This window comes from Rothia mucilaginosa ATCC 25296, from assembly GCF_000175615.1.
In the GTDB taxonomy this organism is placed as follows: Bacteria; Actinomycetota; Actinomycetes; order Actinomycetales; family Micrococcaceae; genus Rothia; species Rothia mucilaginosa.
Genome location: NZ_ACVO01000015.1, coordinates 292,165 through 317,341, shown reverse-complemented (window position 1 = coordinate 317,341; position 25,177 = coordinate 292,165). Strand labels below are relative to the sequence as shown.

The window sequence follows — 25,177 nt, the reverse complement described above, 5'->3', positions numbered from 1 at the left end:
TCTGAAAGTATTAGTCGACGATTGCCAGAACGTCGCGTGCGGAGAGAATCAGGTACTCTTCGCCCTGGTACTTGACCTCGGTGCCACCGTAGCGGGAGAACACGACAACGTCGCCTTCCTTGATGTCTACGGGAATGCGGTTGCCCTTCTCATCCACGCGGCCCGGGCCAACGGCGACAACGCGTGCTTCCTGCGGCTTTTCCTTCGCAGTTTCGGGGATGACCAGACCGGATGCGGTGGTCTGCTCAGCCTGCTCGATCTTGATAACGACGCGGTCTTCCAGGGGCTTGATAGCCATAATCGGTTCCTCCGGGTTGTGGATTTACGTTTGATGCGAGACAGCGGCGCAGTGGCGCGCCCGATGACTGTCTCGAGTGCTACCTCAACTCTAGTTTCACCTGTGCTTTCGGTCAAGAAAAGCGCCCCTCTGCCGGGGTGTTTCACCGCAAGGCGAACGCTGAGCAAAAAGCTGGGCAAATCGGGCTCCTCACCTCTCAAAACCGGTACCCCGTAAAATGAGGAGCATGCCTATTCCCGCATCCCCTTTTACTCCCGCCGCCAAGCTTCCGTTCAGCACCGAAGCGCTCGCGGCAACCGACGAGCTCTACCCGCTGGGCTCGGATACGCTCAGCGCCGTTACTTCTTTGCGTTCACGAGGTTTTAGCCCCGAGGAGTCTGCACAGATTATTTCGCTGGCGCAGGCTCGTACCCGTGCGCGCGCCAAGTTCGGCGAGCGCGCCCGCACGCTCATGCTCACTCAGGAGGCGGCGGAGCAGGCGACCCGCCCGGTGATTGCGCACTATCGTGCTCAGCGTCTGCGCCCGGTTGCCGGCACGGTGGCTGATTTGGGTTGCGGTATCGCCTCGGATTCTGCTGTGTATGCGGCGGATCGCGGTGCCGTGGTTGCGGTGGAGTTGGACCCGTTGACCGCTTCTTTTGCGGCGAAGAACCTAGAGTTTTGCCCGCAGGCGCGCGTGTATTCGGGGGATGTGACCAATTATGTGCACGGTGAGCTTCTGGACGCTTCCGGTGAGCCGGTGGGCATTGTGTGGATGGACCCGGCACGCCGCGAGTTGCGCGGTGCGAAGAAGGCTCAGACGGAGCGTCTTTTTGATCCGGAGGCGTTCTCTCCCCCGTTCTCGTTCGTGCTGAATCTGGCACGCACTGGGGTGCCGATGGGCGTGAAGTTGGGTCCCGGTTTTCCGCATGAGGGCATTCCCTCGCCCGAAGATATTGCGTCGGAGGCAAACCCCAACCCGCGTGTTGAGGCGGAGTGGATCCAGTCGGAGGGTTCCCTCGCCGAGTTGGTGCTCTGGTTTAACGCGCTGGCTCAGGAGGGGGTGGCTCGCACGGCGACCTCGGTGCATGAAACCTCTGTGCGCGAGCTGTCCACTGAAGAGGCTGCCCCCACCGAAGGTTCCGCCGAAGGATCCACCGGAGGCACCGCCGAAACCAGTGCTCTGTTGCCGTCTTACGAGGCGGTGAGCTTTCGCAGTCCCCTGACGGCGGAAGAGGCGCAGCAGAGCGTTGAGGTTCCGGTGTCCCTGCCGCAGCCGGGTGAGTACCTGTTGGAGCCTGCCCCGGCGATTGTGCGCTCGCATCTGGTCGCTGAGTTTGCGCAGAGTATTGGCGCGCATCTGCTGGATGAGCACCTGGCGTACCTGTGTTCTGCCGAGCCGGTGGAGCATCCGCTGGTTGCCTGCTACGAGGTGCTGGAGGAGGTTCCCCTGCAGGAGAAGCAGCTGAAGCGTTGGGTGCGTGAGCAGGGCTTTACGGCACTGACAATTAAGAAGCGTGGCGTGGATATTGTTCCGGAGCAGTTGCGTGCGCGCCTGCTGGGTTCTGCGGGTTCTAAGCCTTCCAAGAAGAAACAGAAAAAGAACGCTAATTCTTCTTTGGGTGCACAGGAGGGTACGCAGGGGTCCTCGTACCGTCCGGCGACGCTGGTCTTTACCCGCATCGGTTCGGGTAGGGATTCACGCCGCGTCGGCTGGCATGTGCGCCCGCTCTAACCTCGCCAGCCCCGGCCGCCCATCCCTAGCTACCCAGCGCTGACGGCTCAGCCCCGACTGCCCAGACCCGAGGACGGGTCACCGTTCATGACGATTCATTACGGTATCGTTCCGGATTCTGCACTCGACAGGGCACTGGGAACCGCAAGACCGTACACTAGATACGGTGCTTAGTAGAGGTACTCCCCCAAGGAGCCGGCTCTCACCGGCTAGCGCACAGCAGGGTAGAGCCCACCGATAATAACTTCCATAGTCGGCACCATGCACGACCCTATTTCCAGACGCAGGAAAGGCAATATGATCGACTTTGCTACCTCCCCGCAGTCCACTCTCGGCGTGGAATGGGAGATTGCGCTCATCGACCGTGAAAGCGGCGCACTGACCCAGCGCGCCAGCGAGGTGCTATCCATCCTGCGCGAGCGCCGCCCCGAACTGCTTGAGCCCGCCTCCAACCGGGCGCACGTGACCGGCGAATTCCTGGAGAACACCGTCGAGGTGGTGACCGGCATCTGCCGCACCGTCGCTGAGGCGTGCCGTCAGCTGCAGGATTTGACGGATACCCTGCGCGACATCACCGATGAGCTGGGCATTGACTTCTACCCCGCCGGCACTCACCCCTTCTCCCACTGGGCTGACCAGCCGGTTGTGGCGAAGGAACGCTACCAGCGCGTGGTTGAGCGCGCCCAGTATTGGGGCCGCCACATGGTCATTTACGGTGTGCACGTGCACGTGGGCGTTGACTCCCGCGATAAGGTTCTGCCGCTTATTGACGCGCTGACCAACTACGGACCGCACCTGCTGGCGCTTTCGTGCTCTTCCCCCTACTGGGATGGAGTCGATACCGGTTACGCTTCGCACCGCACCCAGCTTTACCAGCAGCTGCCCACGAACGGTCTGCCCTTCCACTTTGACACCTGGGAGCAGTACAGCGAGTACTTGGAGTCGCTCGTGGCGACCGACGTGATTAACGATCCGAGCGAGGACCGTTGGGATGTTCGCCCGGTTCCGCGTTACGGCACCATAGAGATGCGCTATTGCGATGGCCTCGCCTCCCTGCCGGATGTTGCGGCAATCGTGGCGTTCACGCAGTGCCTGGTGGAGTACTTCTCCCGCCAGATTGAGGCGGGTGAAAGCATTGAGGTGCTCGCCCCCTGGCACGCGCAAGAGAATAAGTGGCGCGTTGCCCGCTACGGCCTGGAGGCTAAGATCGTGGTCTCTAACGAGCCGCTGCAGCGTACCCTGCGTGAAGATTTTGAACTGCTTCTACCCAAGCTGGAGCCGGTGGCACGCGACCTTGACTGCGAGGTAGAGCTGGCACAGGTACGCCGCATCCTCGCCGAGGGTACGGGTGCTGATCGTCAGCGTGCGGTCTTTGAGAAGACCGGCTCTCTGCGTGAGGTGGCGCTGGATGTTGCCGCGCAGTCTCGTGCGCGAGCGCTGCGTTAGAGCCCTTCCCCCGGCCCACACCCTCAACTAAATCTTGAATACAGAAAATGCCTCGGCGCAGTCCTTTGGGAGACTGTGCCGAGGCATTTCTATGAGCATTTTCGAGGCGAGCCGCATAAACGGGCTCGCGCTAATAATCCCTGCGGAAGTAGCTATTTCAGAGGTAGCCCGTTTAGAAACAGACCGTGGTCACCGGCAGCGAGGAGTCCGTCGTGAAGTCCACGCCCGAGGGCTCACGACCGGCAGCGACCAGGCGGGCACCCAGCGCCGCAACCATCGCGCCGTTATCGGTGCACAGGGTGAACTTCGGGATAATCAGGCGCACCCCCTCGGAGGCGCATCGGGCGGCAAGCAGCTCACGCAGGCGCGAGTTAGCCGCCACGCCACCGCCGAGTAGCAGGGTCTTCATGCCCTGCTCGCGGCAGGCAAGCATCGCCTTCTTGGTGATGACGTCCACGACCGCTTCCTGGAAGGACGCGGCGATATCGGCAACCGGAACCTCTTCACCGGCTGCTTCAAAGCTTTCAATCACGCGCGCCACGGCGGTCTTCAGGCCGGAGAAGGAGAAATCGTAGCGGTGCGCGCCAGGCTCCTCGGCGGTGCCCATGAACTTGCGGTTCGACAGACCGCGCGGGAACACGAAGGCATTGCGGTTACCCTCGGCGGCAGCGCGGTCAATCGCGGGGCCGCCCGGGTAGTCCAGGCCGAGCAGTCGGGCGACCTTGTCATAGGCCTCACCTGCGGCATCGTCAAGGGTCGCGCCGAGCAGACGCACATCGGAGGTAATATCTCGCACCTGCAGGATTTCGGTATGACCACCAGAGACCAGTAGCGCACCCAGACCACCGGAACCGGCATTCGCCAGCAGGTCGGAGCCGTCTTCGGTGCCGTTGTCCTCCAGCAGACCAACGCCAACGTGGGCGACCAGGTGGTTAATGCCGTAGAGGGGCTTGCCGGTGGCAATGGCGAGCGCCTTCGCCGCGGAGACACCCACCATGAGTGCGCCCGCCAGGCCGGGGCCAGCGGTGACGGCGATAGCGTCCACCTGATCGAGGGTGATGTCCGCTTCGGCGAGTGCCGCCTTGAGGGCGGGGATCATGGCGTCCAGGTGAGCGCGGGAGGCGATTTCGGGGATCACGCCGCCGAAGCGCACGTGCTCTTCCATGGAGGAGGAGATGGTGTTGCTGAGCAGCTGTGCACCGCGCACAATGCCGATACCGGTCTCATCGCAGGAGGATTCGATGCCCAGAACGAGGGGTTCGCGAGTGCTCATAGTCTATCTTTCTGTTGCGCTGTCTGCGCGTAGTGCTTCTAGTTGCAGTGATGTAAGGATGCTGTTGCGTAGGAATGCCGCGGCATAGAGGGCGAGTGTAGAGGGCGGCGGATGCTCGCCCCTATCGCGGGGATTGCCGTTTAGCCCAACGGAGTATTTAGAACGTGCATTCCATAATGATGGCGTCGGTTCCGTCATCGTAGTAGCCGCGGCGTACGTGAATCGCACGGTAGCCGTTGCGTTCGTAGAGACGCTGGGCGCGCGGGTTGTCGGCACGCACCTCCAGCAGGATGCGCTCGGCACCCTGCTCGCGGGCACGCTCGTGCATCTGCTCAAGCATGGTGCGACCGAAGCCGTGGCCCTCGTACTCGGGGAGCACGCCGATGGTTTGAACGTCGGCGGTGTCGGCTACGACCATGGTTCCGCAGTAGCCGATAGCGCGCCAGCCGCCCTCGTTATCTTCCGAACCTTCTGCGGGTAATTCGAGCATGTAGTAGGTGCGGGTCGGGTGGGTCAGCTCTTCGAGGAACATGTCGATGTGCCAGGCGTCGGCGGGGAACAGGGCGGTTTCCATGCGGTGCATGGCCTGCACATCGGCAAGTTCGGCAACGCGCAGACGGGCACCCAGAGCTAGGTCGTCTCGCACGATATTTTCGGTAGCACTCATTTAGCTCTCCTTCTGCGCGGCAGCCTGTGCAGTAGACTGCGCGGCCTGCTTCTGCTGGCGGGCGAGCATTGCGGCGGGGACCTTTGCGTCTGAGTCGCGCAGGTACTGGGCAGAGGTGTCCTCGCTCAGGTTCTCTACGCCCAGGTGTGCCGCGGCGGCAACCAGGTACTCGGCGTGGGGGTGAACCCCGCGGGCAGATTCGACGATGGTCCAGCCGTGTTCTTCGAGGGCCTCGGAGTACAGGCCAGCGCCGTAGCCGTAGGCATAGGAGGGAGCCCCACCGGGCAGAATTTCGGAGGCGGGGCATACGTTCGGGCCGTCCACCAGGCTGTAGCCTTCGGCGTTCACGCGGTAGCGGGCGGAGTAGACTTCGCGGCGGCGCGCGTCGGAGAGTACGAGCAGCTCAGCACCTTCTACAAGCTCAGCACTTTCAGCAGAGGCGAACGCTCGTTCTACGTTCTCTTCACCGGCAACCACGCCAGACACAGCACGCTCAGCCAGGGCGGTCAGGCTCATCATGCCGTACACCGGCACCGACCAGGCAAAACCCAGAGCGCGCGCAGTAACGATACCGGCGCGAAGACCCGTAAAAGGTCCCGGACCGGTACCGGTCAGAATCGCATCCAAATCTTCGCCGCGCACGCCAGCGTCCTGCAGGGCCGCCTGCGCGTAGGGGCCCATCACCTCGGCGTGGGAGCGGGTATCTTCACTCTCGTAGCGGGCGAGGATTTCGAAGGACGCACCGGCTTCGGAGCCGTGCACACGGGCGAGCGCCACAGATGCGGTGGCGGATGAATCAAGGGCAAGTACTAGCACCCTATCATTCTAACGCGCGGGCTCTAGGCGCTCTGCAGGGCCTCTTTCAGGGCGTCGAAAGCGTACTCCCAGCGGGGGCCGAAGGCGCGCACCCGCAGCAGGCGAGGTTCGGGGGTGTCCGCGTCCTCGTCGTTTTCGTCCTCGTCTTCGTCGTCCCAGCTGAACTCTTCGGCACCCGAGTAGGCGAAGCGTGCATCCGCGCCGGTTAGGCGGGTGAAGTCCAGCTCCAGGCGCGAATCACTCAGATGTTCAGCCTTATCGCGGCCCCACTCGATGACGGTCACCGAGCGCGGCAGGGAGAACTCCAAATCCAGGTCGTCGAGCTCTTCGGCGCTGGAGAGGCGGTAGGCGTCCACGTGCACCAGATCGGGGCCGCCGGGGCGGGGGCCGTCCGGCAGGTTCGGGTGCACGCGTGAGAGCACGAAGGTCGGTGAGATAACGCCTTCGCGCACGCCCAGGCCTTCACCCAAGGAGCGGGTGAACGTGGTCTTGCCCGCACCGAGCTCGCCCGAGAGCAACAGTACGTCCCCGGCGTTCAGGTGCTGCGCCAGGGTGAGCGCCAGGCGGCGGGTATGGTCGGGGCCGGTCACATCCAGGTCGAGTGCGGCAGAAATATACTCAGCGCTCATTAGCCCTCCTGCTCCTGCCCGGTACCCCACAGCTCGTTCAGCTCAGCTTCAACCCAGGAGCCGCCAACGTAGAGGCGCTCCACGCGGGACGAAATGCGGGTCACGATTTCGTAGTTAATGGTCTGCGCGGCATCCGCCCACTCTTCCACGGGCGGGTTCTCACCGGCACCAAAAAGGATGGCGGGCGCACCCAGGTAGCCCAGGGCGGGGTCGCTCAGGCCGGGTTCGCCCAGGTCAACGACCATCTGATCCATGGCGATGCGGCCGACCACGCGGTAGGTCTTACCTTCCGTATTGTTAGGCACGGAGCCGTCCTCCGCGTTCTGCGCGCCCGGGTAGATGCGCACCGGCGCGTTCTCCGCAATACGCGGCACACCGTCAGCGTAGCCGAGCGGCACCAGCGCCAGGGTGGTTGCCTTGGGAGTGTGGTAGCGCAGACCGTAGGAAACGCCCTGACCTGCAGGAACTTCCTTCACAGCGGCAATATAGCTGCCCACCGTCATGACGGGCTTCAGCCCCAGGTCCTCAGCGGTGACCTCCGGCAGCGGGGAAAGACCGTACAGCGCCAAACCGCAACGCACGCCGTCACCGAGCAGACGCTCCTCCGTATCCCAGCCCTCCAGCGAGGCGGTCAGGGTCGCCGGCGAGTTCGCCAAATGCACGATCTTCGGGTCCAGGCCAGCCTCACGAGCCTGAGCCACAAAAGTATCCAGGGTATCAAGCTGCTGTGCAGTCTCGGCGCGGGTCGGCTCATCAGCAACCGCCAGGTGGCTAAAAATACCCTCAACCGTAATCAGCCCAGACTCCTCCAGACAGGCGGCGCGAGCCACCAGCGCCGGCCAATCCGCCGCAGTAGCGCCGTTACGACCCAAACCGGTATCAGCCTTCAGATGCACGATAGCGCGCTCGCCGGTGCGTTCAGCGGCGGCAGCTACCGCCTCCAGGTCCCAACCGGAAACACCCAGGTGAATCTTCTCCTGCAGCGCCGCATCAAAATCGGTGGAGGGAGTATGCAACCATGCCATGAGCGGCGCCTCAATACCGTCAGCACGCAGTTCCAGCGCCTCGTTCACGTGCACCACACCCAGCAGGTCAGCACCAGCAGCAATAGCCGAACGTGCCACCGGGTACGCGCCGTGACCGTACGCGTCCGCCTTAATCACTGCAATGAGCGCGCGGTCGCCAATAAGTTCCTTGAGGCGGCGCACATTATGTTCTAGCGCATCAAGGTCAATGGTGGCGCTTCGCTCTGCCTCTGCTGGGGTACAGGGCGGGCAGTAGAGCGGTTCGGCAGGCTGCTGAGGGTGAGTCATGGTCCTTCACGGTCCTTCTGACGGGCGGGTACTACAGGCTGCGCTTGGTCAGCCTCTTTTCTACTAAATTTTAGACCTCCCGGTGTGCGAAAGTCCTGTCGCGCTACACTAGGTCAGGTACACCTTTGAGAGAGGAAAGCATCGATGAGCACTCTGCCGCCGGTTCGGACGGTTCACGTGTATTCCATGCACACCGACCCTTTTGCGCAGCCCGGTAGCGGAGATGCAGGCGGCATGAACGTCTATATTGCCCGATCGGTGCATGCCATGCTGGAGCTCGATCCCGAACTACGGGTTGAGGTTTTCACCCTGGACCGCGGTGAGGCGCTTCCGGCTGATTCGCCGTTCCATCAGCCTCCTCAGCCCGGCGAGCGCATTGTGCGCCACAGCCTTGATCTTCCGTCTGCTCGTGGTCTTTCGAAGAACGAGTTGGCTACGGTCACCGATGATTTTGCGCAGGCGTGCGTGGAGCAGGCACTGTACACCCCGGATATTATTCACGCCCACTATTGGCTGTCTGGTCAGGCTGCGGCTCGCGCATCCCAGTTGTGGTCGGCTCAGGGCGCCGGCTTCCCGGTCCCCGTTCTTTTCACTCCGCATACGACGGCTGCCGCCAAGGATGCGCGCCGCGGCGAAGGTGAAGCACCCGAGCCTGAAGAACGCTACCGCGCCGAGCGTCTGATGAGTAGCTCCGCGAGCCGGGTGATTGTGAATACTCCCCTGGAGGCGCAGCAGATGGGCGAGTACTACGGTACGGATGCGCAGAAGCTTGCCATTATCCCGCCGGGTGTTGACACCTCGATTTTCCATACGATTCCTGGCGTGCATCCGCTCAATGACACCTCGGAGACTCGTTGCCGCGTTGTGTTTGCTGGTAGGCCTCAGCCGTTGAAAGGCCCGCATCTGCTGGTGGAGGCGCTCGCACTGCTCCCCTCCGACCTGCAGGTGGACGTGGATATTATTGGTCGTTCCGATTCGGATTATGAGCGCCGCCTGTTGCAGCGCGCAGCTGAGCTGGGTGTGGCAGATCGGGTGCATTTGAAGGACCCGGTTCCGGCGTCTGAGTTGGCGAATATTTTCCGTGCCGCCGACATTGTGGCGTCCCCGTCGTCGTCTGAGACGTTCGGGTTGGTGGCTCTGGAGGCGCAGGCGTGCGGCGCGGCGGTGCTCGCTACGGATGCTGACGGTCTGCGCTTTGCGGTGGAGAACCACCGCACGGGCCTGCTGGTGGCGCCGCGCACCCCAGAACGTTGGGCTGCGGCTATTGAGCGTCTGGTGCGTGCCCCATATCTGCGTCATTCGTTGGGTGCGAATGCCGCGGCGCGTGCCCGCACGATGGGTTGGGAGCAGACGGCGCGTAAGACCCTGGAAGCTTATGCCGAGGTACGTGAGGGTATCTCGCAGTAATGTATTTTTCACGTTGTGAGGAGTTTTAATGTCTTTCTCGATGAGCCGCGATGAGTTCGCCGCGTACCTGGATTCTGTGCGTATTACCGGCGAGGTGGCAACCGCCCGAGAGAATAACCTGGACCATATTCAGGGTTTCCTGGATGGTAATGAGCACCTTGAGTTCGGTGTGCAGTGGACCCGCGAGTGGGATTACGATTCGGTGTTTGAGGTGATGGTGCGCCGCGCGGGTCTGAACCCGGATCGTTCGCATACTCACGGCCAGGACACTATTGGTGCCAAGCAGTGCATCAGCGCACTGGAGGAGTACGCCCGCATCTTCGGTGAGGCGGTGCGTGCGGGTTCTCGTATTCTGTTTGCGACCGGTCACCCGGCGGGTCTGTTCCCCATCTATGCGGTGATGGCTGCGGCTGCGAAGGCTGCCGGCGCTGAGGTTCTTCAGATTGAGGAGGGCGAGCGCTTCCTGGACGGCGATGTCCGTCAGGTTATGGATGTCGTGATGTTTGAGCAGTACGGTAATCTGCAGCATACGCATTTCCCCGGCCCGATGCGCATCGCGCTGGATCAGTTGAAAGCGCGCGGTGTGACTCCGGATCTGGTGGTTTCGGATCACGGTATGGCTGGTTATGCGTCCTCGACCTGTAAGCTGCTGACGATTGGTATTGCGGATTGTAATGATCCGGGTCTGTTTGTGGCGGCTGAGCAGGGGGATCTGCCGGTGTGCGTGCCGATGGATGATAACGTTCCGCCGCGTCGTTATGAGCCGATGATTGATTTCATTTTGGATCGTGCGGGGCTTGAGCGTCCTTAATGTCTCTTTTGCGCCCTGCGCTTAGGGGTTTGGGGCTTCGGGGTTTGTCTTTTATCTGTCGGTTTTTGTTTTTCTGCAGACGCGTGAAACATGCTGATACTTTGGGAAGCTTCTTGGCTTCACTCAGCTTTCCTTCTGAAGACTATTATGTCCTTCAGACTCTGTGATTGATTTCATCACTCCAGAGAGGCTTTGTGCCGTCATTCTTCGAGACGTAAGACCCCCGACCCCGTAGAATAGTTTACGGAACACGTTTATGTGCTCTTCAGCTCTATATACGCTCCACTAGGCGTCTTACCAGCGCCTTTACCGTAATCTCTGCCATTATTCACTCAGCAAGATTAAGGGTTCACTCATTCATCAGATTAAAGATTAGGACACGTCTCCCTTACACCGATAATTAGGGGTTATTGTGCCTATTCGCCGCTCTCAGTCCACGACACAGGACAAATTTCCGGGGAAGATTACACCTTTGAAAGTACAAGATCGTCTTAAAAAAATGTGGGGTGCAGACTTCGTCGTCAAGCGAAGCTGGCATCCGAAGGTTCAGCGTGCCCTTTACTTTGGCGATTTTCTCGCCATTGCTATTGCGGTTATCGCTGCGCATCTGATTCGTTTCGGGTGGGAGAATGCTGACCTGCCCTACGTGAACGTTTGGCCTATTAATGTCCTCGATGGCCGTGTGCCCGCGATGGACTATATCTTCTTGGGTATTGGCCTGACCGTTGGATGGTGGTTTATCCTCCAGGTGAACGGCTCCCGTAGCCTGCGCATCATGGGTTTCGGCAACGAGGAGTACCGTCTCATTACTCGCGGTAGCACCTATTTCTTCTGTCTGCTGATTATTGTGGCATTCTTCCTCAAGGTTGACGTCACCCGCATGTACCTGCTGATTGCTTACCCGCTGGGCCTGTTCTTCCTACTGATGGAGCGTTGGGTTATTCGTCAGGGTCTGGTGCGTTCGCGTACTCGCGGTCGCGCGTTGACTCGCGTCATGATTATTTCTGATGTGACGACCGGTCAGCACCTGTACAAGAACCTGGAGGGCGTGGTTGCTTCCGGCCTGTCCCCCGCTGCGTTCTATCTGCCCGGTTTCACTCCGGGTACCACTGTTGCTGGCGCACCGATTCCGGTGCTTGGTTACAGCACTTCTCCGGCTGACATTATGGATGCTATCCGCGAGAACGATATCCATATGGTCGCTGTTACGAATGGCCACCACTTGAGCCCGGATCAGGTTCGCCTGCTGGGTTGGAAGCTGGCTGATGCGCATATTTCGCTGATTATGGCTCCTGCGACGACCGATATTGCTGGTCCTCGTATGCACATGCAGCCGTTGAACGGTCTGCCGCTGGTGCACGTGTCGACTCCGCGTATTACCGGTCTGTCGGCGTTCTTCAAGCGCACCGTGGATGTTGTGTCTTCGGGTCTGGGTTTGATTCTGCTCTCTCCGCTATTCCTGGTGGTGGCACTGCTGGTGAAGCGTGATGGTGGCCCAGTCTTCTTCCTGCAGAACCGTGTGGGTCTGAACGGTGAGCTTTTCAAGATGGTGAAGTTCCGTTCGATGCGTACTGACGCTGAAGAGGTCAAGAAGCGCCTCATGGAGCAGAACGAGGGTAACGGCGTGCTCTTCAAGATGAAGGACGACCCGCGTATTACCCCCATTGGTAAGTTCATCCGTAAGTATTCGATTGATGAGCTGCCTCAGCTGTGGAACGTGTTCATTGGCGATATGTCGCTGGTGGGTCCGCGTCCTCCGCTGGTTGAGGAAGTTGAGCAGTACGAGGACATTGCGTACCGCCGCCTGCTGGTGAAGCCGGGTATTACCGGTCTGTGGCAGGTTTCGGGTCGTAGTGATCTCTCCTGGGAAGAGTCGGTTCGTCTGGATCTCTACTATGTTGAGAACTGGTCGCTTACCGGTGACTTCATTATTCTTCTGCGTACTGTCCGTGCGGTTTTCGCTAAGGAAGGCGCGTACTAAGAAGGGTGGTGGGAGTTTCTCCCGCTGGTGTGTATTCCGGTTTTTAGTGATGCTGTCCCGGCACAGGCAGCTCGGTATCGTACATTGATATAAGCGCGTTGAAGGGGCGTGAATCCATTTCCGATGGATTCACGCCCCTTCTGTGTGCCTTTGCCCAGTGCTTTCAGAAAGGAATCTCGTTAGGACGCTGGGTTGTTAGGACGCTAGGAATGGAGGTGCGCTGGGCCTCTCTCCCTTATTCGGCGATGAGGCGCGCGATGACTTCGGGGAGCATCTGCGCGACGCGGGTTGCGGGTGCCGGGCCGGGCAGAGCGTCCTTGACGCCTCCGGTGGCGCTGGCGCGTGCTGCTTCACCGTGCAGGTAGACTGCGAGCGCGCCGATGGAGGCGAAGGTGCAGCCTTCTAGGGCTTCTCCGCGGGCGTCGAAGGCGGCTACGGTTTGGGCGAGCAGGGCGCCGTAGATGCCGGTGAGGGTGTCGCCGCTGCCTGCGGTGGCGAGCCAGGGGCTTCCTCCGGCAACGCTATAGGTGGCGCCGTTGGGTGCCGCAATGAGCGTGTAGCCGCCCTTGAGCATGACGGTGGCACCGGAAAGCTCGGAGGCGGCACGCACCCAGCGGAAGGGCTCTGCGTCGATATCCTTGCGGCTGGGTACGATGGCGTCACCCAGGTGCTTCTTCCAGGTTTCGGGGGCGAGCTCGTGCACGATGCGCAGGAAGCGTTCGAGTTCTGCCGCGTGCGGGGTGAGGATCTTGTGGGAGCCGAGGTGCTTACCGGTTGCCAGGTATTCTGCCGCCAGGTCGCAGGCACCCGCGTCGAGGATGGCGGGTTCGGGCGAGTGGAGCAGGTAGCGGTTCTTATCCAGCGAGTCGTGGCTAGAGCCGGAACCTCCAGCCCAGACGGTGACCCTCTGCAGGGCGGGGGCGCCGCTGAAGTAGACGGTTTCGGGGTTGTGAGCAATCATGAGCTGGCGTAGCTCGTGAGAGTTGGCGTTGAAGCGGATCATGCCCACGCCGGTGTTGAGGGCTGCGCGTACACTCATGAGGGCGGCGCCGGGATATTCGAAGCTACCGGTGAGCATGCCCAGTACGCCGCGGGTGTACTTGTGGGAGTGCTCGTCGGGTACTTCGATGAGTTCGCGGTAGTCTTCGCGGTCGAGAACGCGCAGGGCGGGCTTGTGGGAGTTGAGGGCTTCGGGAACGCCCAGGTCGTAGAGTTTGATGTCTCCGGAGTGGACGCTGTGGCAGGTGCCTGCCGGTAGCTTGTGGCCGATGAAGGTGACGGTGCGGTCGGCGCGCAGGGAGGGTTCGTGCACGGTTCCGCGGTTGTTGTCGACTCCGGAGGGGGTGTCTACTGCGAGGACTGCGCCGAGCTTACCGTCGAGCTGCGCTGCACGGAGTACGCCCAGGTATTCGCCGGCGCTACCGCGTACGGCGCCGCTGGAGCCGGTACCGAGGATGCCGTCAATGGTCAGGTCGTAGCCGGTAAGGTGTTCGAGGGTGTGTTCGGGGTCGAGTACGCGGGTGCCTTCGCCGCCTTCGCGGGCGATGAGTTCGAGGTTCTTTTCGCTGGGGTCGAAGATGACTGCGTCAACGCGGTGGCCCTTGGCGCTGAGGCGGGCACCGGCGTAGATGGTGTCTGCGCCGTTGTTGCCCGGGCCGATGAGGAGCAGGATTTTGGCGTTTTCTGTGCCGTGGAGTAGTTCCTGCGCTTCGGCTGCGACGGCATCTGCGGCGCGTTGCATGAGGTAGCCGTCGTAGTCGGCGGCTTCGATGTAGGGCTTTTCTGCTTCGCGTACCTGGGAAGCAGTGTAGATGAGCTTCATTGCTGTCTCCTTGGGTGGCACCGTGCGGGCCTTAGGGGTCACCTGGTTGTGGTGTTGGTGTGACTCTGCGTTGGTGTGACTCTGCGTTAGTCGTCGGTGTCGTCACCGGCGATGACGCTGAGTCGGTAGCTTTCGGGGTTGAACTTTTGCAGGTGCGCCAGTTCTGCGTCGCTGAGGTATTCGGCGGTTGCGATGGCGATGGCCATGGGTTCGTCGTGGGTCAGCGAGAGGTGAATGCGGTTGATGCCGAGTTCTTTGGCTCGGCGGGCGATGGTGCCCTGAATGATGAGGTAGGGCTGGCCGCTTTCGGCGGTGGCTACTTCGCAGTCTTGCCAGTTGAGTCCGGCGGGCGCTCCGAGTACTTTTGCGACTGCTTCTTTGGCGGCAAATCGTACGGCTTGGGAGCGTACGTTCCGGGTGCGTTCGTTGGGGGTGAAGACGCGGCGGACGAAGGCGGGTGTTTCGGTGACAATTCGTTCGAATCGTTCAATGTTGACGGTATCTACGCCGATTCCCATGATCATGAGCTTCACCTTTTACGGTAGGGGTGGTAACCGCGTCCTGTTTGCGGTTTCTCTTGTTTTAAGTCTAGCGAGATTCGTTTCTTTTAGGTGGGATAGCGTCAAATATGACGCATGGTTGATGTCTGTTTCACAGCGTCATTTTTTGGTTACTCCACGAATAACCGCCTAAGTAAACGACAAGGGCGGTGGTTGAGTTCTTAGAGAACTCAACCACCGCCCTTTCGTTATCGCCGAGGCGATTTCCGAGGATTACTCCAGATGATTACTTCTGAGGACTACTCCACGGTCACGGACTTTGCGAGGTTACGCGGCTGGTCAACGTCCAGGCCCTTAGCTTCTGCCAGTGCGCATGCGAAAATCTGCAGGGGCACGGTTGCCAGCAGGGGCTGCAGCAGCGAGGGGCATGCCGGGACGGTGATGAGGCGGTCTGCGTAGGGCTTGACGGCCTCGTCGCCTTCCTCGGCGATGACGATGGTGAAGGCGCCGCGAGCGCGCACTTCCTGGATGTTGGAGACGACCTTGCCGTGCAGGGAGTCGCGACCGTTTGCGGAGGGAACCACTACGATGACCGGCTGGCCTTCATCGATCAGTGCGATGGGGCCGTGCTTGAGCTCGCCTGCTGCGAAGCCTTCAGCGTGGATGTAGGTGATTTCCTTGAGCTTGAGTGCGCCTTCCATTGCGACGGGGAAGCCCACGTGGCGGCCGAGGAAGATCACGGAGGAGGCATCCTTCATTTCGACGCCCAGTTCCTTGACCTGGGTGTCGTTGTCGATGACCTTCTGGATCTTTGCGGGCATGTTCTGCAGCTCGGCGAGGATCGAAGCAATTTCGTCCTTGTACTTGTTGCCGCGCAGCTGTGCCAGGTACAGGCCGAGCAGGTATGCTGCAGTGATCTGTGCCAGGAATGCCTTGGTGGATGCCACTGCGATTTCGGGGCCTGCGTGAGTGTACAGCGCAGCGTCGGATTCGCGGGGCAGGGTCGAGCCGTGGGTGTTGCAGATGGAGATAACCTTTGCGCCCTGTTCGCGTGCGTGGCGCACTGCCATCAGGGTGTCCATGGTTTCGCCGGACTGCGAGAGTGCCACGATGAGGGTCTTCTCGTTCACGATGGGGTCGCGGTAGCGGAACTCGTGTGCGAGCTCAACCTCGGTGGGGATGCGGCACCAGTGCTCGATGGCGTAGCGTGCCACCTGGCCTGCGTATGCTGCGGTACCACATGCGACGACGATGATCTTGTCGATGGTGCGCAGCACCGAGTCGTCAATGTTCAGTTCGTCGAGGGTGAGGTTGCCGTTTTCGTCGAGGCGGCCCATGAGGGTCTGCTCAACTGCGGTGGGCTGCTCGTGGATTTCCTTCTCCATAAAGGAGTTGAATCCGCCCTTTTCAGCTGCTGCTGCGTCCCATTCGATGTGGAAGGGCTTGCCCTCTGCGGGGTTACCTTCGAAGTCGATGATGGAGTAGTCGGTGCCGGTGATGGTCACGATCTGGTCCTGACCCATTTCGACGGCTTCCTTGGTGTAGTCAATGAACGCGGAGACGTCCGAACCGAGGAAGTTTTCGTTCTCGCCCAGGCCGATGACCAGCGGGGAGTTGCGGCGGGTTGCCACAACGCGGTCCGGGTGGTCTGCGTGCACAGCCAGGATGGTGAATGCACCTTCGAGGCGGTTGGATGCGACGCGTACTGCCTCGGTGAGGTCACCGGTGCCGAGCTTGTTGTAGATGCTTGCGATGGTTGCTGCAGCTACCTCGGTGTCGGTCTGAGATGCGAACTCTACGCCTTCGGCGAGCAGTTCGGCACGCAGTTCTGCGAAGTTTTCGATAATACCGTTGTGTACGACGGCGAGGCGGCCGTTGTCGACAACGTGGGGGTGAGCGTTGTTGTCGGTGGGTCCACCGTGGGTTGCCCAACGGGTGTGACCGATACCAATCTGGGAGTCCGGCAGGGGGTGTTCCTTAACCTCATTTTCAAGGTTCAGGAGCTTACCGGCCTTCTTACGGAATACGATGCCGTCGGGGCACACGAGTGCCACGCCAGCAGAGTCATAGCCGCGGTATTCCTGGCGGCGCAGACCTTCGAGGACCACATCGTATGCGTTGTGGTCAAACTTGTTACCGTCCGGAGCAGTGTCCAGACCTACATATCCTACGATTCCACACATGCTATAAGTTTATCCCACAAGTATCCAGATATGCGCACGGTGAAATACCGTTATACGTCACGTTTATTGTGGCTTTCCTGGCTTTTTCAGGTTTTACCCTTTTCTTTCCATACATTTATTTCTACAAACAAACCGTGAGGGCGGGTATTTTCCCCACGGGCTGAAAGTTCGTACACTTAGATAAATGAGCACCGCACCGTATTTTTCTGGCGATGACCGCTTCATGCATCTTGACCGTTCCCGTTGGTCGCACCTAGCCGATGAGATTTCTGTTCCCCTCAGTGCTGAGGAAATTGAGTCTCTTCGAGGCCTGGGTGAAACTGTCGACCTTGAGGAGGTGCAGCGTATTTATCTGCCGGTTTCTCGTCTTCTTAACCTGTATGTGACTGCTGCTTCTTCGTTGAACCATATGACGAATGATTTTCTGCATGTGTCTCAGCGCCGCGTCCCGTTCATTATTGGTGTGGCGGGTTCTGTTGCTGTGGGTAAGTCGACGACGGCACGTATTTTGCAGGCTCTTTTGAGCCGTTGGCCTTCGACTCCGAAGGTTCAGTTGGTGACTACGGATGGTTTCTTGTACCCGAATGCTGAGCTTCAGCGTCGCGGTATTATGCACCGTAAGGGTTTCCCGGAGTCTTATGATCGCCGTGCTCTGTTGAATTTTGTGTCGCAGGTGAAGTCTGGTGCCGAGCGTGTGGTGGCGCCGAAGTATTCACACCTGTATTACGACATCATGCCGGATGAGCATATTGAGGTCACCGCACCGGATGTTCTGATTCTTGAGGGTTTGAATGTTTTGGCACCTTCGCAGGCTGAGGGTCCGGAGACTTCTGATCTGACGCTGAGTGATTTCTTTGATTTCTCTATTTATGTAGATGCCCGCACTGAGGATATTGAGCGCTGGTATGTAAATCGTTTCTTGACTCTGCGTTCTTCAGCTTTTGCGAATCCGGAGTCATATTTCAAGCGTTATGCGGAGTTGAGCGATGAGCAGGCGGTTGAGGTAGCGACCGGCATTTGGAAGAGCGTGAATGAGCCTAATCTGGTGCAGAATGTTTTGCCGACTCGTGCTCGTGCGCATTTGATTCTGCAGAAGGGTGCCGAGCATACCGTGGAGCAGGTTCTTCTGCGTAAGAACTAGAGGTTCTTTAGGTTTTTAGTGTTCGTGTGCGGCTTTTAGCCGGTATTGTGGTGCATTCTAGTAGAAGGCGCCGGAGGTTCCACTCCCTCGCGGGGTGGGTTTAGGCTTCCGGCGCTTTTTGTTTGCATCTACGCCATGATGAGGAGTTATTGTGAAGTCCCTGCACCGTACGTCTACCGCTCAGGAGTCTCTTAATAGTTCTGCGGTTAATAGTTCTGCAGTGAACCGCCGCGCTCTCTTGGGTGCCGCTTTGGGGGTTGGCGGTACCGCACTATTGGCGGCTTGTGGTTCGCAGGGTGGTTCACAGGGTCAGGGTGCCTCCTCTTCATCTTCTGCAGCGAGCGCTTCTGCTTCTGAGTCTGCGACGGCTTCAACGGCTTCTTCTAGTGTCTCTTCCACTGCGGCGACCTCTTCTGCCGCGCCCTCCCCTGTTGCTTCTGCTACCGGTGCTTCTGCAAGCGCTTCGGCTTCTGCGAGCGCGTCTTCGTCCCCGTTGGCTCTTGCTCAGCCCAGTGTTGAGTCTCAGCCGGACTCGTTGCGTTGCCTCGTAAATAAGATGCGCCCCTTTGAGCAACAGGACTGGGAGCCGAGTGACCTGGTGGAGTTCTACGGTCATCAATTGCGTGCTGAGGCCGCTAAGGCGGCGGACACGATGGTTGATGCGGCGGCGACCGACGGCGTGACTCTGCTTGTTTCTAGCGCGTATCGTTCGTATGCGGTGCAGCAGCAGACCTATCAGTATTGGGTTTCGGTGAACGGTCAGCAGGTGGCGGATCAGTTGTCGGCTCGTCCCGGCTATTCGGAGCATCAGACGGGTTTGGCGATTGATTTTGCTTCTCCTGAGGGTTGCCGCCTGGAAGAGTGTTACCGCGATACGCTGGCTGGTCAGTGGTTGGCGAAGAATGCTCCGCGTTACGGATATATTTTGCGTTTCCCTGATGGTCGTCAGTCGGTGACCGGTTATCGTTTTGAGCCGTGGCATTACCGTTATGTGGGTGTGCAGATTGCTCAGGAGTATGTGTCTTCGGGTGCGAAGACTTTTGAGGAGTTTATCGGTACGGGTGCGGCACCCGATTATGCAAATGGGAACTAGGGTCTGGGCTAAGCTTTCAGCCTTACCCGGTGCATCAAGTGGTGATGTGCATCGTATTTCTAGCTTCCGTGCCGGAGATAAATAGGCACAGCAGATGCATATTTTTTCGCGTACACGCCGCGTAAATCCGCGGTTTTTCGCAGGTTTCAGAGATTTTTACTCACCTTTATGTGACCTAGACCTTAAGTATTGGGCACCGCGGACCCGCTGTGAAGAAAAACACATGCTTTACGGTGAAAATTTTCTCAGAATATGGCATTTTGAACACCTGAAAGGCGCTATTCTATATCTCATGCTTAAGGGTTTTAAAGATTTTCTGATCCGCGGTAACGTCATCGACCTCGCAGTTGGTCTGATCATGGGTACCGCCTTCACCGCTGTGGTGAACGCACTCGTCCAGTCCGTCCTGATGCCCGCCATCTCGATGCTGGTGAAGTCCCCCAACTTCGACGAGTTCCTGGTCTTTGACCAGATCAAGGTTGGCGTGTTCCTGACCGCTGTTGTTAACTTCATCCTGATTGCAGCTGCTGTGTACTTCGCAGTTGTTCTGCCCGTTCAGAAGCTGACCGAGCTGGCAGCAAAGAACAAGGCTGAGGAAGAGGAAGAAGAGGAAGAGACCGAGATCGCACTCCTGAAGGAGATCCGCGACGCTCTGGCAAAGAAGTAATTTCTCTGCTCTCTAACACTAACTTTTAAACCCCCGTATCCCCTGTGGATACGGGGGTTTTCCGTATCCTCGTCCCCCGCCCATGATAACGAAGAAGGGCTGGGAAGGTGTTACCTTCCCAGCCCTTTCTCTATCCTCCATTCCAGTCTTCGCACCGGAAGAGAATACGTTTAGAGTGCCAGTTCCATAGCCACAACATCAGCCAGCTGCTGAGCAACCTCATCAGCCTGCTCCTGGGTTGCAGCCTCAACCATCACGCGGACCAGAGGCTCAGTGCCGGATGCACGCAACAGCACGCGGCCGCTCTCACCCAGTACGCCTTCAGCCTCGCTCACAGCGGTGGCGAGCGCCTCGTTGGTCTTGACCGCCGCACGGTCAACGCCCTTGACATTGATCAGGCGCTGCGGGGTGGGCTGCATGCGGGATGCCAGCTCCGAGAGGGTCTGACCGCTACGAGCCACCTCTGCAGCCAGCTGGATGCCGGTCAGAACGCCGTCACCGGTGGTTGCGTAGTCACTCATGATGACGTGGCCGGACTGCTCGCCACCGAGGTTGTAGCCGTGCTCGCGCATAGACTCGAGGACGTAGCGGTCGCCCACAGCGGTGCGGCCGAGGGTAATACCGTGCTCGCGCAGGTACAGCTCCAGGCCCAGGCTGCTCATCACGGTTGCGACGAGGGTGTCCTTTGCGAGCTTGCCTTCGCGCTTAGCAGCAACAGCAAGGATAGCCATGATCTGGTCGCCGTCTACCAGGTTGCCCTTTTCGTCAACTGCCTGGCAACGGTCGGAGTCGCCGTCGTGGGCGATGCCGAGGTCCGCGCCGTGCTCAACGACTGCTGCCTGCAGCTTCTCGGGGTGGGTGGAGCCCACGCCGTCGTTGATGTTGGTGCCGTTGGGCTCTACAGCCAGTGCGATAACCTCTGCACCCAACGCTTCGAAAGCTGCGGGAGATGCTGCGTATGCCGCACCGTTTGCGCAGTCCAGAACAATCTTCTTGCCTGCGAGGGGCTTGCCTTCGGGCAGGGTGGAGACCAGGTGCTTCACGTAAGCCTCGGTACCGTTCTCCAGGGGCTTGACGGTACCCACAGCACCACCGGTCGGGTAGCGGAAGGATTTCTCACGGTAGACGCGCTCAATGGCGTCCTCAACGGAGTCTTCCAGCTTCTGGCCGCCTCGGGCCAGGAACTTAATGCCGTTGTCCGCTGCGGGGTTGTGCGATGCAGAAATCATCACGCCGAAGTCAGCACCGGTGTGTGCCACCAGGTAAGCTGCTGCGGGGGTGGGGACAATGCCGGCGTCCAGCACGTCAACACCTGCGCTAGCGAAGCCAGCCTTCATCGCAGAGACAATAAAGTCTGCAGAGGATCGGGAGTCATTTGCGATCACGGCACGGGGGCGTACACCCTCTTCTACCGTGTCAAAGCCCAGCACAATAGAGGCCGCCTGCGCGAGCTCCATAGCCAGGGCGGGAGTAATTACATCGTTTGCCAGACCGCGTACGCCGTCGGTTCCAAAAAGTCGTTCAGTCACCCTTTTATTTTACGATGCGCATAACTCTCCTCAGGCGTATACACCGCATTTTCTTCAGAATCAGAAAGTGATTTTCAGCGGCTACATATCTGCTTCATAGCCAATGTTTCTGTAGACGCGCAAAGGTGCCTGCTCTCAGTTCCCAGAGAGGGAAAAGAGAGGCAGGCACCTTCACAGGGCAAGCTGTTTAGCGGTTATACCGCCGCAAGGTTGAGTTGTTACTCTCCCTTATCTCTCAACGCTTACTTGACGACGGGGAAGCCGTCGGGGGAGTCACCGGACTCGTCCTCGAAGACGTGTGATGCGGAGCGAACGATCAGCGAGTCGAGCTCGCCCACGACTGCCTCGTCCTTGGAGGGGTAGTCGAACTGGGAGAGCACGTAACGCATTGCTTCCAGACGTGCGCGCTTCTTGTCGTTGGACTTGATAACGGTCCAGGGGGCGTCACCGGTGTGGGTGTAGAAGAACATTGCTTCCTTTGCCGCGGTGTAGTCGTCCCACTTGTCCAGGGATGCCAGGTCGGTGGGGGAAAGCTTCCACTGGCGAACCGGGTCGGTACGGCGGGAGGTGAAGCGTGCGAGCTGCTCTTCGCGGGTGACGGAGAACCAGAACTTGATGATGTGGATACCGGAGTTCACCAGCATGCGCTCCAGGTCCGGAACTTCGCGCATGAACTCGAAGTACTGTGCCTGGGTGCAGTAGCCCATAACGCGCTCAACGCCGGCACGGTTGTACCAGGAGCGGTCCATCAGGACGATTTCGCCGCCGGAGGGCAGGTGCTTGATGTAACGCTGGAAGTACCACTGGGTCTGTTCGATATCGGTCGGCTTCTCCAGCGCCACAACGCGAGCGCCACGGGGGTTCAGGTGCTCGGTGAAGCGCTTGATGGAGCCACCCTTACCTGCTGCGTCACGGCCTTCGAAGATGATGAGGATCTTCTGACCGGTGGACTTAGCCCAGAGCTGCAGCTTCAGCAGCTCAATCTGCAGGGCACGCTTTTCCTTCTCGTATGCCTTACGGCTGAGCTTGGTGTCGTAGGGGTAACCCTTCTTCCATGCCTGCGAGGTTTCGTCGTCCTTCTTGTCCTTGCCGAGGGCGCGGGTGAGGGAAGCCATTTCGTCCAGCTCTGCCGAGTAGTCTTCGACAACGGAGGTGCGGCGTGCCTGGGGCTTCAGGGCTTCCTTGATGGCTTGTTTCTTCTCAGAACCGGTGTGTGCGTGTGCGCCTTCAGCGGCGTGGTGGTGGGATTCAGTCTGAGGAGCCTCCACAGCCTTCTCTTCGGGCTGGGTGGAGGGATTCTGCTCTGCCATGAGTACTCTTTTCTTCCTGTCTGCTTTGACCCTTTAACTCTACCGGTGTGCTCTTCGATGAACAAACGTAACAGTTATATGCACCCTATAACCTTGTAACGCTCACGGTGAGTAGATACGCAAAACGCCCCGAATCTCCCGAAGGAGAAGCGGGGCGTAACGCTTCGTGAAAACCAGCGATTAACGCTTGGAGAACTGCGAAGCCTTGCGTGCCTTCTTAAGACCAGCCTTCTTACGCTCGATGACGCGTGCGTCACGGGTCAGGTAGCCAGCCTTCTTCAGTGCGGGGCGGTTGTTCTCGCGGTCGATCTCGTTCAGTGCACGAGCGATACCCAGGCGCAGAGCACCTGCCTGACCGGAGGGGCCACCACCGTTGATGCGTGCGATGACGTCGTATGCACCCTCGAGCTCCAGGAGCTTGAAGGGCTGGTTGACGTCCTGCTGGTGCAGCTTGTTGGGGAAGTAGTCTTCCAGGCTACGACCGTTGATGGTCCAGTTACCGGAACCGGGCACAACGCGAACGCGTGCGACTGCTTCCTTGCGGCGACCAACTGCTGCGCCTGCAACGGTCAGTGCCGGACGTGCTGCCTTAGCCGCTGCGGGGGCAGCGGAATCCGAGGTGTAGCTGGTCAGCTCTTCCTCGACTACGATCTGCTCTTCGTTCTGAGCCACGATTTCTCCTATTGTTTCTTCGTAGGCCCGAATTACTGGGCGACCTGGTTGAATTCGTAGGTCTTGGGCTGCTGTGCCGCGTGCGGGTGCTCGGGGCCAGCGTAGACCTTCAGCTTCTTGAGCTGCTGTGCAGCGAGCTTGTTCTTGGGCAGCATGCCCTTGACAGCCTTCTCAACCGCGCGAACGGGGTTGGTCTCAAGCAGCTCTGCGTAGTTCACGGACTTCAGACCGCCGGGGTAACCCGAGTGGCGGTATGCACGCTTCTGCTCGAGCTTTGCACCGGTCAGGGCGACCTTCTCAGCGTTCACGATGATAACGAAGTCACCGGTGTCAACGTGGGGAGCAAAAGTCGGCTTGTGCTTACCGCGCAGCAGGATAGCGGTCTGGCTTGCGAGGCGGCCGAGAACAACGTCGGTGGCGTCAATGACGTGCCACTGGCGCTCGACTTCGCCGGGCTTGGGAGTATAAGTGCGCAAAATATTGGCCTTTGTCTCGAAATGTACATACGGCGCTTAGTTGGGTATCGCGCCTTTTACTTACGTGCATGACGAACACCCGGGTGAGGACCGAGCTGCCGCCCGTTCTGCCCGTACTCTATATCGCCTTAACGTCCTGCAACTAGACAGCGATTTAGAGCGCGCTCGGGTAGAACACGCACAACATATCAAGACTATACAGGACGTCGAGTGCTTAATCCACCGCCAAAGCCTTAAAAATAGGGCTTTTTTGCCTTAAACACATTTTAAATTCCATCCGTGTAATTCACCTGAGGTAGTTGCACTCCCCCGCGACGCTTCACGGCGCATGAGCAACGTGACGGGGCTCAATATACACAGGGCGTTAAGCGCTCTGTGCTTCGTGGTCCTCGCGCTTTGCTCGAGCACGTTCCGCCTGCGCTCCATACAACTCCGGGGCAGGGTAGTAAATCTCAGCTAGTGCCAGAGCATGCGGAGGCGCCAGAGTCAGCGAAGCCTCGCGTCCCGGGTTCTCGATCCGCTCACGCAACCAGGCGGCGTCACGTTTACCCGTGCCGTAGAGCACCAACGCACCCACAAGTGAACGCACCATGTGATGACAGAAGGCATCAGCCACCACACGCACCTCAATAAGGCCACTTTCAGTACGAGTGAAGCTAAGTTCTCGCAGCTCACGAATCGTGGTCGCGCCTTCACGCGGCTTGCAGAAGGAGAGAAAATCACGCAGACCGAGTAGCTGCTGCGCTGACTGGTTAAGATCAGCACAATCCAGGTGCTCAGGTACCGCCCAGGTGTAGGTACGGTGCAGAGGATTAAGACCGTTCGCCGCGCCATCTGCAATGCGATATACGTAGCGGCGACCGGTAGCCGAGAATCGCGCATCAAATTCAAAAGAAACTTCACTCACGCGGTGAATCTGAATAGCGCCCTGCAGAATACCGCGAACGTTCTTCGGCAAGTTCAACTGCTCTTCCGCATCGTAAAGACAACGCTGAAGAGCGCCGGTGAGGCGGCGCCCCAGGGCAGCCGTCGGGTCGTCCTCCCCCGTTCGACCTTGCAGGCGAGTCCAATCCTCATCGTTCAAATCGCAATGCAGGGTCTGGGCTTCCGCATGCACACCGGCATCGGTTCGGCCCGCGACCACCACGCGGTGAGGCGCCCGCAAAATCAGTTCAAGGGCGTTCTCAATGGCCCCCTGCACGGTAACTAGGTTCGGTTGGGCAGCCCACCCGCTAAAAAGAGAACCGTCGTAGGCACAATCAATGCGCACGCGGTGCGTAGCAGTGAAGGGCTGCGCTTCGTGATTCTCTAAAGCAGTAGCGTTATGCATTGGTGTGCCTTTCAGCGGTAAAGGACGGTTGAAGAATACGGATCGACTCTTGTATAGCGAATGCGCAAAGAACCGTCTCCTCGTTAAGTATGCAGATAC

General features: G+C 59.4%; 22 protein-coding genes. 8 read left to right on the top strand and 14 right to left on the bottom strand.

The annotated features are described in order from the left end of the window. Positions 1-10 precede the first annotated feature (10 nt). Positions 11-298 carry a co-chaperone GroES gene (gene groES, locus ROTMU0001_RS04855; protein ID WP_005505066.1) on the bottom strand — a complete coding sequence of 96 codons (288 nt, stop codon included), beginning with the start codon at positions 296-298 and terminating at the stop codon, positions 11-13. A gap of 226 nt (positions 299-524) precedes the next feature. On the opposite strand from groES, the gene ROTMU0001_RS04850 reads away from it, so the two are divergent. Together ROTMU0001_RS04850 and ROTMU0001_RS04845 are read left to right on the top strand one after the other, a co-directional pair. Beyond that, a complete protein-coding gene (locus ROTMU0001_RS04850) occupies positions 525-2,012 on the top strand; it encodes a class I SAM-dependent methyltransferase (RefSeq protein ID WP_005508431.1) in 1,488 nt (495 codons plus the stop codon). Between the two features lie 297 nt (positions 2,013-2,309). Then, positions 2,310-3,458: a glutamate--cysteine ligase gene (locus ROTMU0001_RS04845; protein ID WP_005508429.1), complete on the top strand. Its 1,149-nt coding sequence runs from the start codon at positions 2,310-2,312 to the stop codon at positions 3,456-3,458. Between the two features lie 172 nt (positions 3,459-3,630). Here ROTMU0001_RS04845 and tsaD read toward each other — a convergent pair whose 3' ends face one another. From tsaD to alr, 5 genes are all read right to left on the bottom strand, one after another. Beyond that, positions 3,631-4,731, bottom strand: coding sequence for a tRNA (adenosine(37)-N6)-threonylcarbamoyltransferase complex transferase subunit TsaD (gene tsaD, locus ROTMU0001_RS04840; protein ID WP_005508428.1), 1,101 nt, complete (start codon positions 4,729-4,731; stop codon positions 3,631-3,633). Between the two features lie 157 nt (positions 4,732-4,888). Next, positions 4,889-5,398 carry a ribosomal protein S18-alanine N-acetyltransferase gene (gene rimI, locus ROTMU0001_RS04835; RefSeq protein WP_005508427.1) on the bottom strand — a complete coding sequence of 170 codons (510 nt, stop codon included), beginning with the start codon at positions 5,396-5,398 and terminating at the stop codon, positions 4,889-4,891. Further along, on the bottom strand, positions 5,399-6,214 hold the full coding sequence (gene tsaB, locus ROTMU0001_RS04830; protein WP_005508426.1) for a tRNA (adenosine(37)-N6)-threonylcarbamoyltransferase complex dimerization subunit type 1 TsaB: 816 nt from the start codon (positions 6,212-6,214) through the stop codon (positions 5,399-5,401). 23 nt (positions 6,215-6,237) lie between these two features. After that, positions 6,238-6,843, bottom strand: a complete 606-nt coding sequence (gene tsaE, locus ROTMU0001_RS04825) for a tRNA (adenosine(37)-N6)-threonylcarbamoyltransferase complex ATPase subunit type 1 TsaE (RefSeq protein ID WP_005508425.1) — start codon at positions 6,841-6,843, stop codon at positions 6,238-6,240. Then, positions 6,843-8,156, bottom strand: a complete 1,314-nt coding sequence (alr, locus tag ROTMU0001_RS04820) for an alanine racemase (RefSeq protein WP_005508424.1) — start codon at positions 8,154-8,156, stop codon at positions 6,843-6,845. Before alr ends, tsaE begins: the two co-directional genes overlap by 1 nt. A 144-nt stretch (positions 8,157-8,300) precedes the next feature. Between alr and ROTMU0001_RS04815 the strand changes: the two genes are divergently transcribed. The 3 genes from ROTMU0001_RS04815 (at position 8,301) to ROTMU0001_RS04805 (ending at position 12,355) form a co-directional block, all read left to right on the top strand. Continuing rightward, positions 8,301-9,563 carry a glycosyltransferase gene (locus ROTMU0001_RS04815; RefSeq protein WP_005508423.1) on the top strand — a complete coding sequence of 421 codons (1,263 nt, stop codon included), beginning with the start codon at positions 8,301-8,303 and terminating at the stop codon, positions 9,561-9,563. Positions 9,564-9,591: 28 nt separating this feature from the next. After that, positions 9,592-10,374: a phosphatase gene (locus ROTMU0001_RS04810; RefSeq protein WP_005508421.1), complete on the top strand. Its 783-nt coding sequence runs from the start codon at positions 9,592-9,594 to the stop codon at positions 10,372-10,374. Positions 10,375-10,873: 499 nt separating this feature from the next. Further along, complete coding sequence (locus tag ROTMU0001_RS04805) at positions 10,874-12,355, top strand: sugar transferase (RefSeq protein ID WP_005508420.1); 1,482 nt, start codon at positions 10,874-10,876, stop codon at positions 12,353-12,355. Positions 12,356-12,590: 235 nt separating this feature from the next. Here ROTMU0001_RS04805 and ROTMU0001_RS04800 read toward each other — a convergent pair whose 3' ends face one another. The 3 genes from ROTMU0001_RS04800 to glmS all read right to left on the bottom strand — a co-directional run bounded on the left by ROTMU0001_RS04800 (position 12,591) and on the right by glmS (position 16,860). After that, positions 12,591-14,177, bottom strand: a complete 1,587-nt coding sequence (locus ROTMU0001_RS04800; RefSeq protein WP_005508417.1) for a bifunctional ADP-dependent NAD(P)H-hydrate dehydratase/NAD(P)H-hydrate epimerase — start codon at positions 14,175-14,177, stop codon at positions 12,591-12,593. Between the two features lie 86 nt (positions 14,178-14,263). Further along, complete coding sequence (locus ROTMU0001_RS04795) at positions 14,264-14,701, bottom strand: holo-ACP synthase (RefSeq protein WP_005505045.1); 438 nt, start codon at positions 14,699-14,701, stop codon at positions 14,264-14,266. A gap of 275 nt (positions 14,702-14,976) precedes the next feature. Further along, positions 14,977-16,860 (bottom strand): glutamine--fructose-6-phosphate transaminase (isomerizing), encoded by a 1,884-nt coding sequence (glmS, locus tag ROTMU0001_RS04790; RefSeq protein ID WP_005508416.1) that lies wholly within the window; start codon positions 16,858-16,860, stop codon positions 14,977-14,979. A 184-nt stretch (positions 16,861-17,044) separates the two neighbouring features. On the opposite strand from glmS, the gene coaA reads away from it, so the two are divergent. The 3 genes from coaA to mscL all read left to right on the top strand — a co-directional run bounded on the left by coaA (position 17,045) and on the right by mscL (position 19,761). Beyond that, entirely contained in the window at positions 17,045-18,001 is a 957-nt protein-coding gene (gene coaA, locus ROTMU0001_RS04785) for a type I pantothenate kinase (RefSeq protein ID WP_005505041.1), read from the top strand. Between the two features lie 151 nt (positions 18,002-18,152). Next, complete coding sequence (locus ROTMU0001_RS04780; RefSeq protein ID WP_005508414.1) at positions 18,153-19,094, top strand: M15 family metallopeptidase; 942 nt, start codon at positions 18,153-18,155, stop codon at positions 19,092-19,094. 292 nt (positions 19,095-19,386) lie between these two features. Then, entirely contained in the window at positions 19,387-19,761 is a 375-nt protein-coding gene (gene mscL, locus ROTMU0001_RS04775; RefSeq protein ID WP_044142316.1) for a large conductance mechanosensitive channel protein MscL, read from the top strand. Positions 19,762-19,931: 170 nt separating this feature from the next. On the opposite strand, the gene glmM is transcribed toward mscL, so the two are convergent. From glmM to truA, 5 genes are all read right to left on the bottom strand, one after another. After that, positions 19,932-21,290: a phosphoglucosamine mutase gene (gene glmM / locus ROTMU0001_RS04770; RefSeq protein ID WP_005508412.1), complete on the bottom strand. Its 1,359-nt coding sequence runs from the start codon at positions 21,288-21,290 to the stop codon at positions 19,932-19,934. A gap of 242 nt (positions 21,291-21,532) precedes the next feature. Continuing rightward, positions 21,533-22,600 (bottom strand): polyphosphate kinase 2, encoded by a 1,068-nt coding sequence (ppk2, locus tag ROTMU0001_RS04765; RefSeq protein WP_005508411.1) that lies wholly within the window; start codon positions 22,598-22,600, stop codon positions 21,533-21,535. Positions 22,601-22,780: 180 nt separating this feature from the next. After that, positions 22,781-23,272: a 30S ribosomal protein S9 gene (gene rpsI, locus ROTMU0001_RS04760; RefSeq protein ID WP_005508410.1), complete on the bottom strand. Its 492-nt coding sequence runs from the start codon at positions 23,270-23,272 to the stop codon at positions 22,781-22,783. A gap of 32 nt (positions 23,273-23,304) precedes the next feature. Beyond that, the gene (rplM, locus tag ROTMU0001_RS04755) at positions 23,305-23,748 is read right to left on the bottom strand and encodes a 50S ribosomal protein L13 (RefSeq protein WP_005505035.1); all 444 of its coding nucleotides are present in this window, start codon (positions 23,746-23,748) and stop codon (positions 23,305-23,307) included. Positions 23,749-24,112: 364 nt separating this feature from the next. Further along, positions 24,113-25,078, bottom strand: a complete 966-nt coding sequence (gene truA / locus ROTMU0001_RS04750; RefSeq protein ID WP_005508409.1) for a tRNA pseudouridine(38-40) synthase TruA — start codon at positions 25,076-25,078, stop codon at positions 24,113-24,115. Positions 25,079-25,177: the final 99 nt, after the last annotated feature.